18 protein-coding genes are annotated in these 16,752 nt (G+C 69.3%); all 18 read right to left on the bottom strand.

Annotation, left to right across the window (positions count from 1 at the left end; genetic code table 11):
- Positions 1–263: 263 nt before the first annotated feature.
- A complete protein-coding gene (locus P1J78_RS06295) occupies positions 264–545 on the bottom strand; it encodes a hypothetical protein (protein ID WP_275566477.1) in 282 nt (93 codons plus the stop codon).
- 172 nt (positions 546–717) lie between these two features.
- Positions 718–969 (bottom strand): hypothetical protein, encoded by a 252-nt coding sequence (locus tag P1J78_RS06290; RefSeq protein ID WP_275566476.1) that lies wholly within the window; start codon positions 967–969, stop codon positions 718–720.
- A 222-nt stretch (positions 970–1,191) separates the two neighbouring features.
- Positions 1,192–1,578, bottom strand: a complete 387-nt coding sequence (locus P1J78_RS06285) for a c-type cytochrome (RefSeq protein ID WP_275566475.1) — start codon at positions 1,576–1,578, stop codon at positions 1,192–1,194.
- Positions 1,579–1,695: 117 nt separating this feature from the next.
- Positions 1,696–2,208: a pyridoxamine 5'-phosphate oxidase family protein gene (locus tag P1J78_RS06280; protein ID WP_275566474.1), complete on the bottom strand. Its 513-nt coding sequence runs from the start codon at positions 2,206–2,208 to the stop codon at positions 1,696–1,698.
- Between the two features lie 3 nt (positions 2,209–2,211).
- Entirely contained in the window at positions 2,212–2,409 is a 198-nt protein-coding gene (locus tag P1J78_RS06275; protein WP_275566473.1) for a CsbD family protein, read from the bottom strand.
- A gap of 112 nt (positions 2,410–2,521) precedes the next feature.
- A complete protein-coding gene (locus P1J78_RS06270; protein WP_275566472.1) occupies positions 2,522–2,920 on the bottom strand; it encodes a c-type cytochrome in 399 nt (132 codons plus the stop codon).
- Positions 2,921–3,194: 274 nt separating this feature from the next.
- Entirely contained in the window at positions 3,195–3,590 is a 396-nt protein-coding gene (locus tag P1J78_RS06265; RefSeq protein WP_275566471.1) for a c-type cytochrome, read from the bottom strand.
- Between the two features lie 73 nt (positions 3,591–3,663).
- Positions 3,664–4,341, bottom strand: a complete 678-nt coding sequence (locus P1J78_RS06260) for an ABC transporter ATP-binding protein (protein ID WP_275566470.1) — start codon at positions 4,339–4,341, stop codon at positions 3,664–3,666.
- Positions 4,334–5,608, bottom strand: coding sequence for a lipoprotein-releasing ABC transporter permease subunit (locus P1J78_RS06255; protein WP_275566469.1), 1,275 nt, complete (start codon positions 5,606–5,608; stop codon positions 4,334–4,336). Before P1J78_RS06255 ends, P1J78_RS06260 begins: the two co-directional genes overlap by 8 nt.
- A gap of 184 nt (positions 5,609–5,792) precedes the next feature.
- A complete protein-coding gene (locus tag P1J78_RS06250) occupies positions 5,793–6,290 on the bottom strand; it encodes a DUF2937 family protein (protein WP_275566468.1) in 498 nt (165 codons plus the stop codon).
- Positions 6,291–6,362: 72 nt separating this feature from the next.
- Positions 6,363–7,103: a helix-hairpin-helix domain-containing protein gene (locus P1J78_RS06245; protein ID WP_275566467.1), complete on the bottom strand. Its 741-nt coding sequence runs from the start codon at positions 7,101–7,103 to the stop codon at positions 6,363–6,365.
- Positions 7,104–7,597: 494 nt separating this feature from the next.
- Positions 7,598–9,175, bottom strand: a complete 1,578-nt coding sequence (locus P1J78_RS06240; RefSeq protein WP_275566466.1) for an ABC transporter ATP-binding protein — start codon at positions 9,173–9,175, stop codon at positions 7,598–7,600.
- A 109-nt stretch (positions 9,176–9,284) separates the two neighbouring features.
- Positions 9,285–10,103: an ABC transporter permease gene (locus tag P1J78_RS06235; RefSeq protein ID WP_374213193.1), complete on the bottom strand. Its 819-nt coding sequence runs from the start codon at positions 10,101–10,103 to the stop codon at positions 9,285–9,287.
- Positions 10,100–11,047 carry an ABC transporter permease gene (locus P1J78_RS06230; protein WP_275566465.1) on the bottom strand — a complete coding sequence of 316 codons (948 nt, stop codon included), beginning with the start codon at positions 11,045–11,047 and terminating at the stop codon, positions 10,100–10,102. The genes P1J78_RS06235 and P1J78_RS06230 overlap by 4 nt, the downstream gene beginning before the upstream one ends.
- 111 nt (positions 11,048–11,158) lie before the next feature.
- Positions 11,159–12,634 (bottom strand): ABC transporter substrate-binding protein, encoded by a 1,476-nt coding sequence (locus P1J78_RS06225; protein ID WP_275566464.1) that lies wholly within the window; start codon positions 12,632–12,634, stop codon positions 11,159–11,161.
- Between the two features lie 32 nt (positions 12,635–12,666).
- On the bottom strand, positions 12,667–13,386 hold the full coding sequence (locus tag P1J78_RS06220) for a ferredoxin reductase domain-containing protein (RefSeq protein WP_275566463.1): 720 nt from the start codon (positions 13,384–13,386) through the stop codon (positions 12,667–12,669).
- Positions 13,387–13,470: 84 nt separating this feature from the next.
- The gene (locus P1J78_RS06215) at positions 13,471–14,751 is read right to left on the bottom strand and encodes an acetylornithine deacetylase/succinyl-diaminopimelate desuccinylase family protein (RefSeq protein ID WP_275566462.1); all 1,281 of its coding nucleotides are present in this window, start codon (positions 14,749–14,751) and stop codon (positions 13,471–13,473) included.
- Positions 14,752–14,796: 45 nt separating this feature from the next.
- The gene (locus P1J78_RS06210) at positions 14,797–16,695 is read right to left on the bottom strand and encodes an acyl-CoA synthetase (protein ID WP_275566461.1); all 1,899 of its coding nucleotides are present in this window, start codon (positions 16,693–16,695) and stop codon (positions 14,797–14,799) included.
- Between the last annotated feature and the right edge of the window lie 57 nt (positions 16,696–16,752).

The following is a 16,752-nucleotide window of genomic DNA, read 5'->3' as shown; positions in this document are numbered from 1 at the left end:
CCGGCGGCGTCCCAAACCCCACGACGGGTTCATGTCCCGGGGCGGGTCACGGGATCGCCGCCGGACCCAGTATGGCACAATCGCGATAGACAGGGCGCGTCGGCGCTCGCGCGGCGGCTTCGCCTTGTTCCGCGCGGAACACCGCTCCACCGGCCGCGCCGTAGGGTGGGCAATCTGCCCACCACCCCCACACGCGACACCCCAGCGACCCAACAAAACACCCCGGGGCGCCGACCGCCCCGGGGCACCTGCATCACGCAACCTCAACGCAGGGCGGGCTGCTGCACCGCCGGCAGGATCACCTGCCCGGGCCCCTGATCCACCGGGAACGGCGGGCAGGACAGGCAGACCGGGCCGGGCCAGGGGAACGGCCGCGGCGTCGGGATCGGCACCGGATAGGGCTGCGGCTGCGGCGGGAAGGGCAGCGTGGTGATCGGACCGCGCGGGTCCATCTCGCCCGGCAGGACTGTGGGCGAAGCGGCGGCGACCTGCGCAGAAACCGCGGTCAGAAGGCCGGCGACGGTCAGGGAGACAAGAACTTTCATGGGTCAATATCCTTTGGGTCAGGGTTTCGGGGTCCGCGTCCCGTTCGGAACGCACCGCCACCCTCGCCGCTGCCCCCGCGTCACTCAAAAACGCGCCGCGGTCATCCGATAACAGCGCAGAAAAAACCCCGGGATGCCGCGCATCCCGGGGCCGTCGGACCGGCAGGCCGGCTTACTGCACGGCAGGCAGCGCCAGCCCGCCCCGGTCCACCGGCATCGGCGGGCAGGACAGGCATCCCGGGCGCGGGATCGGGATCTTCTTCTTCGGGATCGGGTAGAGGATGTCGTCATCCACCTTCTTGATCGTCGGGCCGACGAGGATCGAGGTATCCACATCGGTCTTCATGACCTTCAGGTCATAGGCGGCGGCCGGCCCGGCAAGGGCGAGGCCCAGGGCGAGGCTCAGAAGGGTCTTGGCTTTCATGTCTTTGGTCCTTTCAGGGATCGGGTCGGGGGACAGGGCGCCGCGACGGGCGCAGCCTCACCCTGCCCGGACCCCCGCCGTCAGCCAAAAACGCGCCGCCGGCTATCGGATGACGTGAACCCGGCCACCGGCCCGGACGACTAAGGCGTCCGAGCCTGGACAGTTAGCGCTATCTACAACGATTCCAATAGCTTGACATAGTGTCCAACCTCGGACACTTCGCTAGCGCTGCACCGATTCCAGCCACTCGACCAGCTCGACGATCGCCACCGAGGTCAGAATCGGCTGCCCGGCGGCCGTCTTCATCGCCTGCGTCGGCCCCTCCAGCAGGTCGCCATATTCCGGCATCTCCCGCTCATGCGCCGGCACCGGGTCGCGCCCGTCGATCTGATAGACCACCTTCGCCCGCGGAAACACCCCGCCGTTCCGCTCCGCCAGCCGCGTCAGGTCCGGCGGCGGCGTGTCGACCGTCATCGCCACGACCCCGTCGCCCGTCGCATCCTCGCCGTGACAGCCCGAGCAGTAGATGTCGAAGTTCCGCTCGCCGCTGCCCATGTCCTGCCCCATCGCCGGCCACGCGGCCAGCATCAGCGCCCATAGCCATTTCATCGCGTCATCCTCCTTGCCGCGCCCCATAGCACGCCAGGCCCCGGCCGCGCCTTGACCCCGCGCAAAAAGGCCCGCCCCGATATCCGGGACGGGCCCTGTCGTCGCATCCGGGCCGGCTCACGCCGCGGTCCGGAAGTCGATGATCTTGTGCTCGCCCACATCCGGGGTCTTGCCGTCGGCCACGTTGGCCTTAGCGATCTCCCAGGCGAAGGTCAGCGTGCTGCCGGTCGAGGACCAGACCGCCGCCTCGGCGACCGGCATCTCCAGGAGCGTCACCTTGGTGTCCTCGCGGCCGTCCTCGAACCACGCCTCGGCCACGCTCGACCACAGCTCGTCCAGCTTTTCGCGGTCCTCGCTGACAGTGACGGGCCCCTTCAGGCAGGCGTAGAAGTCGTGATCCTTCCCAATGACGCAGAACTGCGCCTGCGCGCCCAGCCCGATCTCCGCCACCAGATCGGTGTCGGAGGCGGTGATGAAGCGCAAACAGCGCGCGTCCCGGTCGAGGAAATGGGTCATCGGCTGCATGTGCCGGCCCGAGCCGTCCACGCCCAGCATCCCGGCATGGACCCGCTCCAGCTCGTCGAACAGCTGCCCGGTGGCGTCGGTGCGGGTGCGGTCAGTATCAGCCATGGCTCACAGCCCCGCCTGAAATTCGTCGACCTGCCGCTCGGCCTCTTCCTTGGCGAGGCCATAGCGCTCCTGCACCAGTCCGATCAGCTGTTCGCGCTCGCCGCGGGCCTTCTGCAGGTCGTCCTCGGTCAGCTCGCCCCACTGCTCGCGGGCCTGACCCTTCACCTGGTTCCAGTTGCCTTTGATCTGTTCCCAATTCATCTCGCGTCTCCTCTCGTCCGCCGGCCGTCGCGGCCGGCTGTTGGAAAGGAAACGATGCGCGGGCACGGCGTGTTCCGTGACCCGGTGATGACATTTCGCCGACCGGCGGGGATCAGCGCTGGATGCTCTCAAGATAGGCGGTGAGTTCCACCAACGGTTCGGGCGTGGGAGTCACGATCCCGTCGCCGGTCTCCACCAGCACCGTGCGCCCCTCCAGGAGCGGCCAGAAGGCCGGCATCGCGCCGTGGTGCTCCTGCCCCTTGGCGTAGCCGTCGATCTTGGCCATGATCTCGGTCTTCGGGAACACGCCGCCGTTCCGCGCCGCGATCGCCGTCAGGTCGGCGGGCGGCACCTCCAGCGAGGCCGCCGCCGGCCCGTTGCCGCGCCCGGCCGGGCCGTGACAGCCCGAGCAGAGCTCGACATACGAATCGCGCCCCGTCTCGACGTCGCTGGTGCAGGCGATCAGCCCGACACCGCCCAGTATTGCCGCTATGCTGAAGACTGCCCGCATCTTCCGCCTCCCGGTCTTTCTGCCGTTATGGTTGCTGCCTCGGTATTGTTATTGGGCATCACTGTAACACGCATCGTCAGGCGTTGGGACGATTTTTCTTTGCTGTGGATCCTTCGACGCACCTTCCTTGGCGTAACCACCGACGCGACGCCGGCTCTCGCGGCGGAGCCGACACGATCTTCCAGAAGATCGTGCGGCGCAAAACCTTCTGGAAGGTTTTGCCCGGCCAGGATTTTCCAGAAAATCCTGCCGCCCCGGCACCCGCCGCCGCGCCCTACTCCGCCTGAAGCGTCGCCAGGTATTCCGCGATCTTCACGATGTCGCCCGTGGTTTCCAGCACCGTGCCCTCCGGCCCGTCGACCACCGCGCTGCCGCCGCCGGTCATCGGCCCGAAGACCGGCATCGGCCCGCCATGCGCCGCGAGGATCGAGCGTCCGTCGACGGTGCGGATCACGTCGAGCAACGGGAATTCCCCGCCGTTCCGCGCCGCCAGCACCGTCAGGTCCGCCACCGGCACCGTCAGCATCGCGGCCAGCGGCCCCTTGCCGGTGGCGTCGACCCCGTGGCAGGCGGCGCAATGCGCGCGGAACAGCGCCTCGCCCGTATCCACCTCCTGCGCCGCGGCCGGACCCGCCACCGCAAGGCCCAGCGCCATCATCCACCGTCGCATTCGCCGTCTCCCCGTTCCGTTTTGCCGTCACCGTCGCGGCTCGCGCATACCGCGCCGCCGCACATCAACAGGATCAGACGATGCGCCCCGCGTCCAGATGCACCGTCCGGTCCATGCGCGCGGCCAGCTCCAGGTTGTGCGTCGCGATCAGCGCGGCCAGCCCGGTGCCCTGCACCAGCTCCATCATCGCGCCGAACACCACGTCCGAGGTCGCCGGGTCCAGGTTCCCCGTCGGCTCGTCCGCCAACAATAGCTGTGGCGCGTTCGCCAGCGCCCGGCAGAAGGCCACCCGCTGCTGCTCGCCGCCCGACAAGGCCGCCGGCCGGTGACCGGCCCGCTCCGCCACGCCGACACGGCCCAGAAGGTCGCGCGCCCGCGCCTCGGCCGCCGCCTGCCCCACGCCGTTCGCCAGCTGCGGCAGCACGATGTTCTCCAGCGCCGTGAATTCCGGCAGCAGGTGGTGGAACTGGTAGACGAAGCCGACATTCTGCCGCCTGACCCGCGTGCGCCGCCGGTCCGACAGCCCGCCCATCGGGTCGCCGCCGATCCGCACCTCGCCCGCATCCGGCGTGTCCAGCAGCCCCGCGATGTGCAGAAGCGTCGACTTCCCCGCCCCCGACGGCGCCACCAGCGCCACGACCTCGCCCGGCCGCACCGTCAGCTCGGCGCCCTTCAGCACGATCACCTCGCCGGGCTGCCCCCGCATATAGCCCTTCTCCAGCCCCGAAAGCGCCAGCGCCGCCTCACTCATAGCGCAACGCCTCCACCGGGTTCATCCGCGCCGCCCGCCGCGCCGGGAAGATCGTAACCACGAAGGACAGCCCCAGCGACAAAACCACCGCCGACATCACGTCCCAGAACTCCAGCTTCGCCGGCAGGTTGTAGATCCCCCGGATCGACGGATCCCAGACCCCGCCGCCCATGACGTAGTTCACGAAGGAAAAGATCGGGTCGATATAGATCGCGAAGAGACAGCCCAGCACGACGCCCGCCGCCGTGCCGATCAGCCCCACCGACGCCCCGCACAGAAAGAAAACCCGCAGGATCGACCCCTCGGTCAGCCCGACGGTGCGCAAGATCCCGATATCGCGCCCCTTGTTCTTCACCAGCATGATCAGCCCCGAGATGATGTTCATCGCCGCGATCAGCACCAGGATCGACAGGATGATGAACATCACGTTGTCCTCCACGTCCAGCGCCCGCAGGAACGACCCCGCCGAATCCCGCCAGGTCCAGATCAGCCCCCGCTCGCCCGCGGCGTCCAGCAGCGCCGGCGTATAGCGCTCGATCTCCTCGGGCTCCTCGACCATCACCTCGATCTCGTCGGCCGCGCCCTCCTTGTTGAAGAAGCTCTGCGCCTCGGCGAAAGGCAGGTAGACGCGCGTCCGGTCGATGTCGTAGCGCCCCGCGCTGAAGATATAGACCACCTCGTAGGCGTTGATCCGGGGCGAGGTGCCGAACGCCGTCTGCACCCCGTTGGGCGAGATCAGCTTGATCGTGTCGCCCACCGACACCGCCAGCTCGCGCGCCACGCCGGAGCCAATGGCGATGCCTTCCGAAAAGCGGTCGATGTCGCCCGAGGAGGTCTCGCGATCGGCGATGCGCGGCAGGCCCTTCAGATCCTCCAGCCGGATGCCGAACACCTCGACGCCGGCGTTGTTGGCGCGCAGGTTGGCCATCACCTGCCCCTTGACCAGGGGGGCGGCGCGGGTGACGCCAGGGATCTCCGCGATCCGCTCGGCCAGCGCCTCGTAATCCTCGATGGCGCGGGTGGTCTGCCCGGTCTCGGTGACGTAGACGCTGGAATAGACGGTGGAATGCGCGTTGGCGCCCAGGATCGTGTCGACGAACTCCGCTCGGAAGCCCGCGCGCACCGACAGCGTGGCGATCAGCGCGAAGACGGCCAGCGTGATGCCGATCAGGCTGATCCAGGTCATGACGCTGACGCCGCCCTCGGCCCGCCGGGCCCGCAGGTAGCGCCACGCGATCATCCATTCGAAACGGGAGAACAGAGCCATGGAGGCGAGCCATACCGCAACGGTCGGGCGCGTCAAGCGGATGCGGCGGTGCGGGCCGGGAAGGCGCCGGTCCCGGCGGCACGGCGCCGCATCGCGTGGCTTGCCGGCCCCGGCGGGATGACACCGCGCCCTCAGCCCCGTGCCCGCGCTCCCTCCGGCGCGGCCTCCCCCGCCGGCTCGACGCTCACGCCGAAACCGCCCGCCGCCGCCGGAGCGCCCGCCCCGCCAGGCCCAGCAGCAGCGCCACGCCGAGCCACCCGGCCCCGAAGCCGATCCCGGCGAACAGCATCCCGTCCGCCGTCACCGGCACCGCCGGACGGAAATCGGCCCATGTCCGCCGCGCCAGGTCGGCATCGGCAAAGCGATGCACCTGGGCCAGCCGCTGCAGCGGCTCGGCCTCGCGCAGCGCCGCGTAATCCGCCGCAAGATCCTCGTAGCGGGTGATCCGCCCCGCCAGCGTCGCCTGCAGCTCCGACTGGAAGGCCGAGCCGGACAGATCCGCCAGCGCCTCCTCGCGCGTCATCCCGGCACGCGCCGCCGTCGCGTCGAAGTCGAGCACGATGGCACGCAACTCGTCGACCGCGCCCGACAGGCGCTGCAGGTATTGCTGGGAAAACTCGGGGAACTGCGACAGCGCCACGGCGCCCGCGATGCCCCCTGCCAGGGCGAGTGTCCGGATCATTGGCCTGCCTCGGGTGTCGGCTCTTTTGCCCGGCAGGATACCGCAAATCGGCCCTTACGGGAAGCCGCCGCCCTATGCGGCCTTCTTTGCCTTCTTCGCCTTGACCTTTTTCGCCTTGGCCGTCTTCACCGCCTTGTCCGCCCGCTCGACGGCGGCCTTCTTGCGCGCCTTGGCGGCCTTGGCCTCCTTGGCGGCCTTCTTCTGCGCCTTGGCCTGGCTCTGGGCCTTGGCGGCCTTCTTGGCCTTCTTCGCCGCCGTCGCCTCGGCCTTCGCGGCCTTCTTCGCCTTTCGGGCGGCCTTGGCGGCGGCATTCGCGGCCTTCTTCGCCTCTTTCGCGGCCGCGGCCTCGGCCGCCTTCCGCTCCGCCTTCGCCTGCTTTGCCGCCTTGGCCGCGCCATCCGCGGCCCTCCGGGCGGGCGTCATCTCGTCCGCACCGGCCGCGGCCACGGCCGCGGCTTTGGGCTTCGTCGCGGGTCGCGGCGCCGTGCGCACGACCGTCAGGGTCGAGGCGCGTTCCTCCGTCGTCCATTCCGGTCCGTCTGCGGCATCCTCGCCTTCGGGGACCGCCGCGGCCGGGGGCGGAGCGGTCGGACCGCGCGTCGCGCTGCGCGCAGGGGCGCTGGGCTGCGCGCCGGCGATGGTCGCGGTCGCCGCGGCGGCCAGGGTCGTGGCGCGGGCGCGCCCGATGCCCGGCACGGCCATCAGCCCGGCCTCGCCAGCCTTGGCCATCGCCTCGGCATCCTCGATCCCCGCGTCTTGCAGCGCGCGGGCGAGCGACTGCCCGACGCCCGGAACGTCCGTCAGTTTGGTCATTGGGGGCTCCTCCTCGTTTTCGGGACGGGCCGCAGGCCCGCCCCGGCTTCCGTGAGTGGGACGGGTCAGGCGGCTTTCTTCAGGGCCTTTTTCGCCTTCTTCAGCTTGGCCTCCTGGCGCGCGATCTTGCCCTTGCGGGATTTCACTTCGCGCTTGAGATCCTTGATCTTGCTCTTCTTCGACATAGTGCCACCTCCATGGTTGTCACCGGACCCGGTCCGGCCATGGGGAGGCGGTATAACACGACTATATCTTATGTATATACCTTTCTCTCTGTGAGCCGACAGAAGCGGACCCAGACGCGCCCCGGAGGCACGCTCCGGACGCGGGCCACCGTATTCGGATTTGCCAGGCTGCGAGCGCCGGCCGCGCGCCCCCGGGCATGTGGAACCCGCGCCCGGCCGATCCGGTATCATGGTCCGCGTCCGACCCTGGACAGTTACCGCTATCATCAACGATCCCAGACACTTGATCCCCCGTCCAACCTCGGACACTCAGGCGACCCACCCCTCGGGCACCCGCGGCACGGCCGCGATCAGCTCCTTCGTGTAGGGATGCTCGGGCCCGTCGAACACGGCCGCCGTCGCCCCCTCCTCCACGATTCGGCCGGCCTTCATCACCAGCACCCGGTCGGTGATCGCCCGCACCACCGACAGATCGTGGCTGATGAACAGATAGCTCAGCCGGAACCGCCCCTGCAGCGCCGCCAGCAGGTCCAGGATCCGCGCCCGGATCGACACGTCCAGCGCCGAGACCGCCTCGTCGAGGATCACCAGCGACGGCCGGATCACGATGGCCCGCGCGATGGCGATCCGCTGCCGCTGCCCGCCGGAAAACTCGTGGATAAACCGCGCCCCGTCGCCCGCCTTCAGCCCCACCGCCTCCAGCGCCTCGGCCACGCGGTCCCGCCGCTCCGCCTCCGGCACCGGCTCCAGGTGGAACGGCTCCGCCACCAGCCGGTCGACCCGGTGCCGCGGGTTGAACGAGCCGTAGGGATCCTGAAAGACGACCTGCATCCGCCGCCGCACCTCGGGGCCCACATGCGGCGCCACCACCGGCGCCCCTTCCAGCCGGACGGCGCCGCCCTGCAGCCCCTCCAGCCCCAGGATCGCCCGGGTCAGCGTCGACTTTCCGCAGCCCGACTCGCCCACGAGCCCCACGCTCTCGCCCGCATGCACCGTCAGGTCCACCCCGTCCACCGCCCGCACCGCCGCGTGCCGCGCGATGAGCCCCTTCCGCGGCCCCGGATATTCCCGGACGAGCCCCACCACCTCCAGCACCGGCGCCCGCCGGATATGCGGCTCGCGGTCGGGCACATGGGCGCTGTCCGAGAAGAGCTTCTCCGTATAGGGATGGCTCCGCCCCCGGAACAGCCGCTCGGTCGCATCCTGCTCGACGATGCGGCCGTCCTTCATCACCGCGACCCGGTCGGCCATGCCCGATACCACGGCGAGGTCGTGGGTGATCAGCATCAGCGACATCCCCTCCTCGGCCACCAGCCCGCGGACCAGGTCGAGGATCTGCGCCTGCGTCGTCACGTCCAGCGCCGTCGTCGGCTCGTCCGCGATCAACAGCTTCGGCCGCAGCGCCACCGCCATCGCGATGCAGACCCGCTGCCGCTGCCCGCCCGACAGCTCGTGCGGATAGCGCGACAGCGGGCAGCGCTCCGGCGGCAACCCGACCCGCGCCAGCCGCGCCTCCGCCGCCGCGCGCGCCCCGGCCCGGTCCGTCGCGCCGTGGACCAGCAGCGTCTCGGCCACCTGGGCGCCGATGGTCTGCACCGGGTTCAGCGCCGTCATCGGCTCCTGAAAGATCATGCCGACCTCGCGGCCCCGAAGCGCGTTCATCCGCCGCTCCGGCTCGCGCAGCAATTCGCGCCCCTCGAAGACGACGCGGCCCGTCACCTCGGCGCCGCGCGGCTCCAGCCGCATCACCGACAGCGCCGTCATCGACTTGCCCGAGCCGCTCTCGCCGACCAGCCCGAACACCTCGCCCGGCCGCACCTCGAAGGAGACCTCCGACAGCACCGGCGCGCCGCGGATCGACAGCGACAGGCCCTCGACGCTCAGCACGGAACCGTCCTTCTTCTCGTTCCAAATACGCCCGCCGGAGGCATGAAAACCGATGGCGCGACAGGAGTCTTCAAGCCTCCGGCGGGCGTATTTTCGCCAGGATGAAGCCTCATGCGACGCGCCTCAGGCGGGGGTCGAGCAGATCGCGCAGGCCGTCGCCCATCAGGTTCAGCCCGAGCACCGTCAACACGATGGCGAGGCCGGGGAAGATGGCGATATGCGGGGCGAGCGAGATCAGCGTCTGGCTTTCCGCCAGCATCCGGCCCCAGGAGGGCGTGGGCGGCTGCGCGCCGAGCCCGACATAGGACAGGCCGGCCTCGGCGAGGATACCGAGCGAGAACTGGATGGTGCCCTGCACGATCAGCAGGTTGGCGATGTTGGGCAGGATATGCTCGGCAGAGATGCGGATCTTGCCCTTGCCCGAGACGCGGGCGGCCAGGACATAGTCGAGCGTCCAGAGCGACAGGGCGCCGCCGCGGGTGACGCGGGCGAAGACGGGGATGTTGAAGATGCCGATGGCGAGGATCGCGTTCAGCGCCGAGGGGCCGAAGACGGCGGTGATCAGGATGGCGATCACGAGCGACGGGAAGGCGAAGACCAGGTCGTTGCCGCGCATGACGATCTCGTCCACCAGGCCGCCGCGGTTCGCCGCCGCCAGAAGGCCCAGCGGCACGCCCACCGCCATGCCGATGCCGACCGCGACGATGGCCACGGCGATCGAGGTGCGCGCACCCACCATCAGCATCGACAGCATGTCGCGGCCGAACTGGTCGGTGCCGAGCCAGTAGGCCGCGGACGGGCCCTGCATCCGCTCGGCGATGTTCATCCCCTCGACCGAGTAGGGCACCCAGCCGAGCGACAGGAGCGCGGCGGCGATGAACACGACCGACAGAGCGGCGCCCACGTAGAGCTGGCCGGGCAGCTTCATCGCGCGCGCCTCAGCCGGGGGTCGACGGCCGCATAGGCGAGATCGACGAGGAAGGTGACGAGGATCACCGCGAAGACCAGAAGCATCACCACCGATTCCACGACGATCAGGTCGCGCTGGGTGATGCCCTGGAAGATCAGCCGGCCGAGGCCGGGCAGGAAGAACACGTTCTCGATGATGATCGCGCCGGCCAGCAGGAAGGAGAACTGCAGCCCGAGGATCGTCATCACCGGGATCAGCGCGTTGCGCAGCGCGTGTTTCAGCACCGCCGCCTGCCGCGACAGGCCCTTGGCACGCGCGGTGCGGATATAGTCCTGGCCGAGTGTCTCGAGCAGAGACGAGCGCATGACACGCGCGAGGATCGACGCCTGCGGCAGCGCGAGCGCGATGGCCGGCAGCGTCAGCGCCTTGAGGTTGGGCCAGAGCCCCTGGTCCCAGCCCGGGAAGCCGCCCGAGGGAAACCAGGCGAGCTTGATCGCGAAGACCAGCACCAGGAGCATGGCGAACCAGAAGTTCGGCACCGCGATGCCGAGCTGGGTGGCGCCCATGATGCCGTAATCCGCCGCCCCGCCGCGCCGGGCCGCGGCCACCACGCCGACGGGGATCGCGATCAGCGTCGACAGCGCCAGCGCGTAGAGCGTCAGCGGCAGCGACACCCAGAGCCGCGCCGCCACCAGTTCGGCCACTGGCACGCGATAGGTGTAGGACGTGCCGAAATCCCCCGCCAGAAGCCCGCCGATCCAGCCGAGGTAGCGGTCGATATAGCCGCCCTGCAGCCCCAGCTCGGCCCGCAGCGCCGCGACCGCCTCGGGCTCGGCGTTGAGGCCCAGCATGAAGGCCGCCGGGTCGCCGGGGATCACCTCGATCACCGTGAAGATCACCAGGCTCGCGACGGCGAGGCTGAGCACGAGCGACAGGAGGCGCGAGAGAAAGAAGCGCAGCATAGGGGCGACGTTAGGCGAGGTGCGGGCTTCGGGAAAGGGGCGACCGCGCCGGCCGTCCCGACGCGCCGCGGTCCCCTCCCCCTGGCAGGGGGAGGGTCAGGGAGGGGGCGGCTACTGAGTCCAGCGCACGCCGGTCAGGTCGTTGGCCTGGGTGGGCGCGTTCTCCCACAGCCCCTCGATATTGGCGTTCGCGACGCCGGTGCGGGCCAGCTGGAACAGGAAGCCGTTGACGTAGTCATCGGCGATCATGCGCTGCGCCTGCTCGAAGAGCGCCGCGCGCTCTTCCTCGTCGGTGGCCAGCGCGATCTCGTCCATCAGCGCCTGGAACTCCGGGTTGTCGTACTGGAAATAGTAATCCGGCCGGGCGTAGATGTTGATGTCCATCGGCTCGGTATGGCTGACGATGGTCAGGTCGAAATCCTTGCCGCGGAACACCTGTTCCAGCCATTGCGCCCATTCGAGGTTCTCGATCTCGGTGTCGATCCCGACCTCGCGCAGTTGCGCCGCGATGATCTCGCCGCCGCGGCGGGCATAGGTCGGCGGCGGCAGCTTCAGCGACAGGGTCAGGCCGTCGCCGTGGCCCGCTTCGTCCAGCAGCGCGCGCGCTTCTTCCGGGTCGTGGTCGGACTGGTCGGTCAGGTCCACGTAGAAGGGGTAGTGCGGCGCGAAATGGGTGCCGATGGGCGTGCCATAGCCGAACATGGCGCCGTCGATGATCTCCTGCCGGTCGATGGCGTGGGCGATGGCCTCGCGGACACGCACGTCCGACAGCACCTCGTCGGCGTTGTTCATCGCCAGGATCGTCTCGCCCTCGGTGGAGCCGACGATCACCTCGAAGCGCGGGTCGGCCTCGAACTGCGCCAGCGTCTCGGGGGCGGGATAGACCGGGAAGGCGTCGATGTCGCCGGCCATCATCGCGGCGAAGGCCGCCGTGGGGTCGGAGATGAACTTGAAGGTCGCGCTGTCGAGCGCCGGCGCCTCGCCCCAGTAGTCGGAATAGGCCACGAGCTCCACCCGGTCGCCCTTGACCCATTCGTCGAACATGAACGGGCCGGTGCCGACGGGGTTGGTGGCGGCGTCGGCGGCGGTTTCGGGCGCCACGATCACCGCGTCGCCCCAGGCCATGTTGGTCGGGAAGGCCGAGTTCGGCGCCGAAAGCGTGACCTCGACGGTCAGCGGGTCGACCACCTCGACCGTGTCGATCCCGGCGAAGAGCGCCTTTTGCGCGTTCGTCGAATCCTCGGCGCGGGCGCGGTCGAGCGAGAACTTCACGTCCTCGGCGTCCATCGTGGTGCCGTCGTGGAACGTCACCCCGTCGCGCAGGTGGAAGGTATAGGTCAGCCCGTCCTCGGAGACGTCCCAGGTTTCGGCCAGCGCGGGCGAGATCGAGCCGTCGGCATTGTAGCGGGTGAGCCCCTCGAAGACGTTGGCATAGACCACCTCGTCGATCGCCGCCGCCGCGCCGCCGGTGGGGTCGAGGTTGGGCGGCTCCAGCTGCATGCCGATGGTGATGTCGGTCTGCTGGGCGAAAGCGGCGCCGGCGCTCAGCGCCAGAACGGCCGCGGTGGTCGTGAGTCGTGCGAACATCGGGATCCCCCTGTTGGTCTTGTGGGCAAAGGCTAGTCGTTCCCTGCCCGCTTGACCAGCACTCCCGGACGCGGCCCGCCTCGGGCCTCCTCGCTCACGATCCGTGCGGCGGGCACGTCCTTGTCGCGCAGGAGGCCGGCGATGTCCTCGACCATCTTGTCCGGGCCGCAGACATAGAACATGCCCGACCAGTCCTTGACCGTGCGGTCCAGAAACCCGGCGTCGATCCTGGCATGCGGCAGGCCGGGCGCGTCCTCGCCCGTCAGGGTGAAGGTCGTGTCCAGCCCCGGCATCCGCTCCCATTCCTCGCGCAGTATGATGTCGCGCGCTTCGGTGTTCGAAAAGATCAGCTGCGAGCCGTCGAGCGTCCCCTCCCGGTCGAGGCGGGCGCGCAGGATGGCGATGAACGGCGTGATGCCGGCGCCGCCGGCGATGAAGGTGCCGGGGCCCTTGTCCTCGATGGCGCCCCAGGCATCCTCGATCAGCACGGTGTCGCCGGGCTGCAGTTTCGCGATCTGCTCGGTGACGCCGTCATGGGACGGGTAGGACTTGATCACGAATTCCAGCGTGTCGGAACCGGGCAGGTTGCAGAAGGTGAAGGGGCGCTGTTCCTCGCGCCAGCCGTCCCTGTCCAGCGCGAAGTCGGTGGCCTGGCCGGGGGCGAACTCGTAGCCGGCGGGGCGGTCGAAGACCAGATGGTTGACGTTGTGCGTCACGGGCTCGATGGCCTGAAGCGTGAGCTTGTGGGTCATGGGCGTCCTCGCGTTTGCGGTTCGCCCGACATCTAGAACGGGGAGGCGGAACGACCAGACAGCCGCTGCGAAGCGGCTTGCGGCTCAGGTGGCGAGCAGCTCGGCCAGGGTCAGCGCCATCACCTTGGCGCTGTCGACCATGTCGTCGACGCCGACCCATTCGTCGGGCTGGTGCGCGAGGTCGAGGATGCCGGGGCCGTAGGCGATGCAGTTCTTCAGCCGGCCGATCCGGTCGATATGCTTCTGGTCGTAGGTGCCCGGAGAGACGACGTAGTCGGCCTGCCGCGCCAGCACGGTCTCGATGGCGCCGGCGACGGTGGTCACGACGGGGGCCTCGCGCTCGGTCATCGTGGGCGTCACGTCCCACAGGTCGCGGATCTCGTAGGTGAATCCCGGCCGCTCGGCGCGGATGCGCTCCAGCATCCCGGCGATCTCGGCCTTCACCTCGGCGAGGTCCTCCTCGATCAGGAAGCGACGGTCGATCACGATGCGGCAGCGGTCGGCGACGCAGGCGGCGGGGAAGCCGGTGAAATCGGCCTCGGGCTCCGGCGCGCCGCCATGGATCGAGTTGATGTTCATGGTGGATTGCCGCGCGCCTTCCGGCACCACCGGCATCTCGGTGCGCTTCGACGCCAAGAGCGGGTAGAGATAGCGCTCGATCTCTTCCAGCACCGCGCCCATGTGGCGGATCGCGCTGTCGCCCAGGAACGGCATCGAGCCGTGGGCGATGCGGCCGTGGGTCTCGATCTCGGCCCACCAGACGCCGCGGTGGCCAAGGCAGATCCGGTCCTTGTTCAGCGGCTCGGGGATGATGACGTGCTGCACCTTCTCCGGCGAAAAGTATCCCTTTTCGGACAACCAGGCGACGCCGCCGTAGCCGCCGGTCTCCTCGTCGGCGGTGCCGGAGATCTCGATGGCGCCGCCGAAGTCCGGGCAGACGGCCAGGAACGCCTCGGCGGCGACGATCGAGGTGGCCAGCCCGCCCTTCATGTCGCAGGCGCCGCGGCCGTAGATGCGGCCCTGCTGAATCTCGCCGCCGAACGGATCGACCGTCCAGCCCTCGCCCACCGCGACGACGTCGGTATGCGAGTTGAAATGCACGCAGTCGCCGGGCGCCGCGCCTGCGCGCCGGGCTACGATGTTCCAGCGGGGGTAGCGATCGCTGTCGCCGGGCGTGCCGGTGGCGCGCAGAAGCTCGGTGGTGAAGCCCGAGGCGGAGAGCCGCGCGTCCAGGAACTCGCAGATGTCGCGATAGCACTTGCCGGGCGGGTTCAGCGTGGGAATGCGGATCAGGTCGCGGGTGAGCGCGATCAGGTCGTCGCGGCGGGCGTCGATCTCGGCGGTCAGGCGGGCGGTCAGGTCCATGGGCGGAGCGTAGAGGTGCCGGCAGAATCCGCAAGCCTTCGCGTGCTACGACGCCTTCGCCCAATCCCAGGGACGGGCGTACTCGCCCAGGCAGTGGACGACCGCCTCTTCGTCCACCTCGCCCGTCGCCCGAAGCTTGGCCACAAGGCCCCGCCGCCGGTCCTCGACCACCTCGACCACCTCGGCAGCCAGCCCCTTCTCGGCCAGCGCCGCGTTATAGACGCGCTTGATCGCGCGCTTGCGCAGGTCGGGCTTGTACACCTTGCCGACCGCCGTCTTCGGCAGTTCCGGCAGGATCTCCAGGTATTTCGGCCGCGCGGCGCGTTCGTGGATGCGCTTCGACGCCCAGTCCAGAAGCTCCTGTTCGGTGACCTCGGCGCCCTCGACCAGCTCGACATAGGCGCAGGGCAGCTCGCCCGCGAAGCTGTCGGGCTGGCCGATGGCGCCGGCGAAGGCGACGGCCTCGTGCCCGTGCAGCGCGTCCTCGATCTCGGCGGGGTCGATGTTGTGGCCGCCGCGGATGATCAGGTCCTTGGCGCGGCCGGTGATCCAGAGATACCCGTCGGGATCGAGCCGGCCCAGATCGCCCGTGCGCAGCCATTTGCCGTCGGCATAGAGGCCGCGGTTCTTGGCCGGGTCCATGTAGGTATGGCCCACATAGACCCCGGGATTGTCGACGCAGATCTCGCCCACCTCGTCGACGCCCTTTTCCGAAACGATGGTGCCGTCGTCGTCGCAATCGAGGATACGCACATCCGTGTGCGGGAACGGCAGCCCGACCGAGCCGATCCGCTTCTCGCCGTCGGGCGGGTTAACCGCCACGAGGCAGGTCGCCTCGGTCAGCCCGTAGCCCTCGACGATGGTGACGTCGGTGGCCTTGCTGAAGCGGTGGAACAGCTCGACCGGTAGGGGCGCCGAGCCCGAGAAAGCGATCTTCAGCGAGGACAGGTCGGCATCCACCTTGCGCTGCATCAACGCCGAGATGGCGGTGGGGACCGTGATGACGAAGGTGACCTTCCAGCGCTCGATCAGCTTCCAGAAATTGTCGAACACCCCCTCGCCCCGGTAGCCCTGCGGCGTCGGGCAGACGACATGCGCCCCCGACGACATCACCGCCCCGCCGACGACGACCGCGGCAAAGACGTGGAACAGGGGCAAGGGACAGATCAGCGTGTCGTCGTCGGTGAACAACAGCCGCTCCGCGATCCAGCCGTTATAGACGAAGCCGGAATAGAGGTGCTGGGCGACCTTGGGCATCCCGGTGGTGCCCCCGGTATGGAAATAGGCGGAGACGCGGTCGCCCGGGCTGTCCTCGAAATCGAGCGTGTCGCTCTGCCGGGCGATCTCGTCGCCGTAGCGCAGGATTCGGGCGGTGTGGCGCGGGTGAACCTTCGGCCGGATCAGCGGCACGATCCAGCTCTTCGGAAAGCTCAGGTAGCGCAGGAGATCGACCTCCAGCACCGTCTCGACATTCGGCGCCAGCCGCAGCGCCTCGGCCGCCTTCTGCGCCACGTCGGTCTTCGGGAAGGCGCGGAGCGTCACCAGCACCTTGGCATCGGTCTCGCGCAGGATGCCGGCGATCTGCTCGGCGTCGAGAAGCGGGTTGATCGGCGCCGCGATCCCCGCGACCTGCGCGCCGTAGAGCGCGACGAACGCCTCGGTGCAGTTCGGCATCAGAAGCGCGACGCTGTCCTCGGCGCCGACGCCCAGCGACCGGAACAGGTTGGCCGCGCGGGTGATCGCCGCCTGCATCTCCTGCCAGGTCAGCGTTTCGGCATCGGCCTTGGGGTCGGAGAAGAACTGGAAGGTGAAAGCGTCGCCGGTCGGAAAGCGGCGCGCGGTGCGGTCCAGAAGCTGGTAGAGCGTCGCCGGGACGTCGCGCTCCTCCCAGTTCATTTCGTTCTGGATCGCGTCGCGGTCCGCGGCGCTCGCATAGGTCGCCATGGGGTATCGCCTCCCTACGGCCGTTAACCGGCCTGTCCTCCTTTTTCGGGAAGGATG

It is taken from the genome of Psychromarinibacter sediminicola, from assembly GCF_029168335.1.
Lineage (GTDB): Bacteria > Pseudomonadota > Alphaproteobacteria > Rhodobacterales > Rhodobacteraceae > Psychromarinibacter > Psychromarinibacter sediminicola.
The sequence above is the reverse complement of the archived record's forward strand: the minus strand, read 5'-3'. Positions and strand labels throughout refer to the sequence as shown.

What these genes read in the sequence shown, in the direction of transcription:
- P1J78_RS06295 (WP_275566477.1), bottom strand. Translation starts at nt 545, where the DNA reads ATGAAAGTTCTTGTCTCCCTGACCGTCGCCGGCCTTCTGACCGCGGTT.
- P1J78_RS06290 (WP_275566476.1), bottom strand. Translation starts at nt 969, where the DNA reads ATGAAAGCCAAGACCCTTCTGAGCCTCGCCCTGGGCCTCGCCCTTGCC.
- P1J78_RS06285 (WP_275566475.1), bottom strand. Translation starts at nt 1,578, where the DNA reads ATGAAATGGCTATGGGCGCTGATGCTGGCCGCGTGGCCGGCGATGGGG.
- P1J78_RS06280 (WP_275566474.1), bottom strand. Translation starts at nt 2,208, where the DNA reads ATGGCTGATACTGACCGCACCCGCACCGACGCCACCGGGCAGCTGTTC.
- P1J78_RS06275 (WP_275566473.1), bottom strand. Translation starts at nt 2,409, where the DNA reads ATGAATTGGGAACAGATCAAAGGCAACTGGAACCAGGTGAAGGGTCAG.
- P1J78_RS06270 (WP_275566472.1), bottom strand. Translation starts at nt 2,920, where the DNA reads ATGCGGGCAGTCTTCAGCATAGCGGCAATACTGGGCGGTGTCGGGCTG.
- P1J78_RS06265 (WP_275566471.1), bottom strand. Translation starts at nt 3,590, where the DNA reads ATGCGACGGTGGATGATGGCGCTGGGCCTTGCGGTGGCGGGTCCGGCC.
- P1J78_RS06260 (WP_275566470.1), bottom strand. Translation starts at nt 4,341, where the DNA reads ATGAGTGAGGCGGCGCTGGCGCTTTCGGGGCTGGAGAAGGGCTATATG.
- P1J78_RS06255 (WP_275566469.1), bottom strand. Translation starts at nt 5,608, where the DNA reads ATGGCTCTGTTCTCCCGTTTCGAATGGATGATCGCGTGGCGCTACCTG.
- P1J78_RS06250 (WP_275566468.1), bottom strand. Translation starts at nt 6,290, where the DNA reads ATGATCCGGACACTCGCCCTGGCAGGGGGCATCGCGGGCGCCGTGGCG.
- P1J78_RS06245 (WP_275566467.1), bottom strand. Translation starts at nt 7,103, where the DNA reads ATGACCAAACTGACGGACGTTCCGGGCGTCGGGCAGTCGCTCGCCCGC.
- P1J78_RS06235 (WP_374213193.1), bottom strand. Translation starts at nt 10,103, where the DNA reads ATGAAGCTGCCCGGCCAGCTCTACGTGGGCGCCGCTCTGTCGGTCGTG.
- P1J78_RS06230 (WP_275566465.1), bottom strand. Translation starts at nt 11,047, where the DNA reads ATGCTGCGCTTCTTTCTCTCGCGCCTCCTGTCGCTCGTGCTCAGCCTC.
- P1J78_RS06225 (WP_275566464.1), bottom strand. Translation starts at nt 12,634, where the DNA reads ATGTTCGCACGACTCACGACCACCGCGGCCGTTCTGGCGCTGAGCGCC.
- P1J78_RS06220 (WP_275566463.1), bottom strand. Translation starts at nt 13,386, where the DNA reads ATGACCCACAAGCTCACGCTTCAGGCCATCGAGCCCGTGACGCACAAC.
- P1J78_RS06215 (WP_275566462.1), bottom strand. Translation starts at nt 14,751, where the DNA reads ATGGACCTGACCGCCCGCCTGACCGCCGAGATCGACGCCCGCCGCGAC.
- P1J78_RS06210 (WP_275566461.1), bottom strand. Translation starts at nt 16,695, where the DNA reads ATGGCGACCTATGCGAGCGCCGCGGACCGCGACGCGATCCAGAACGAA.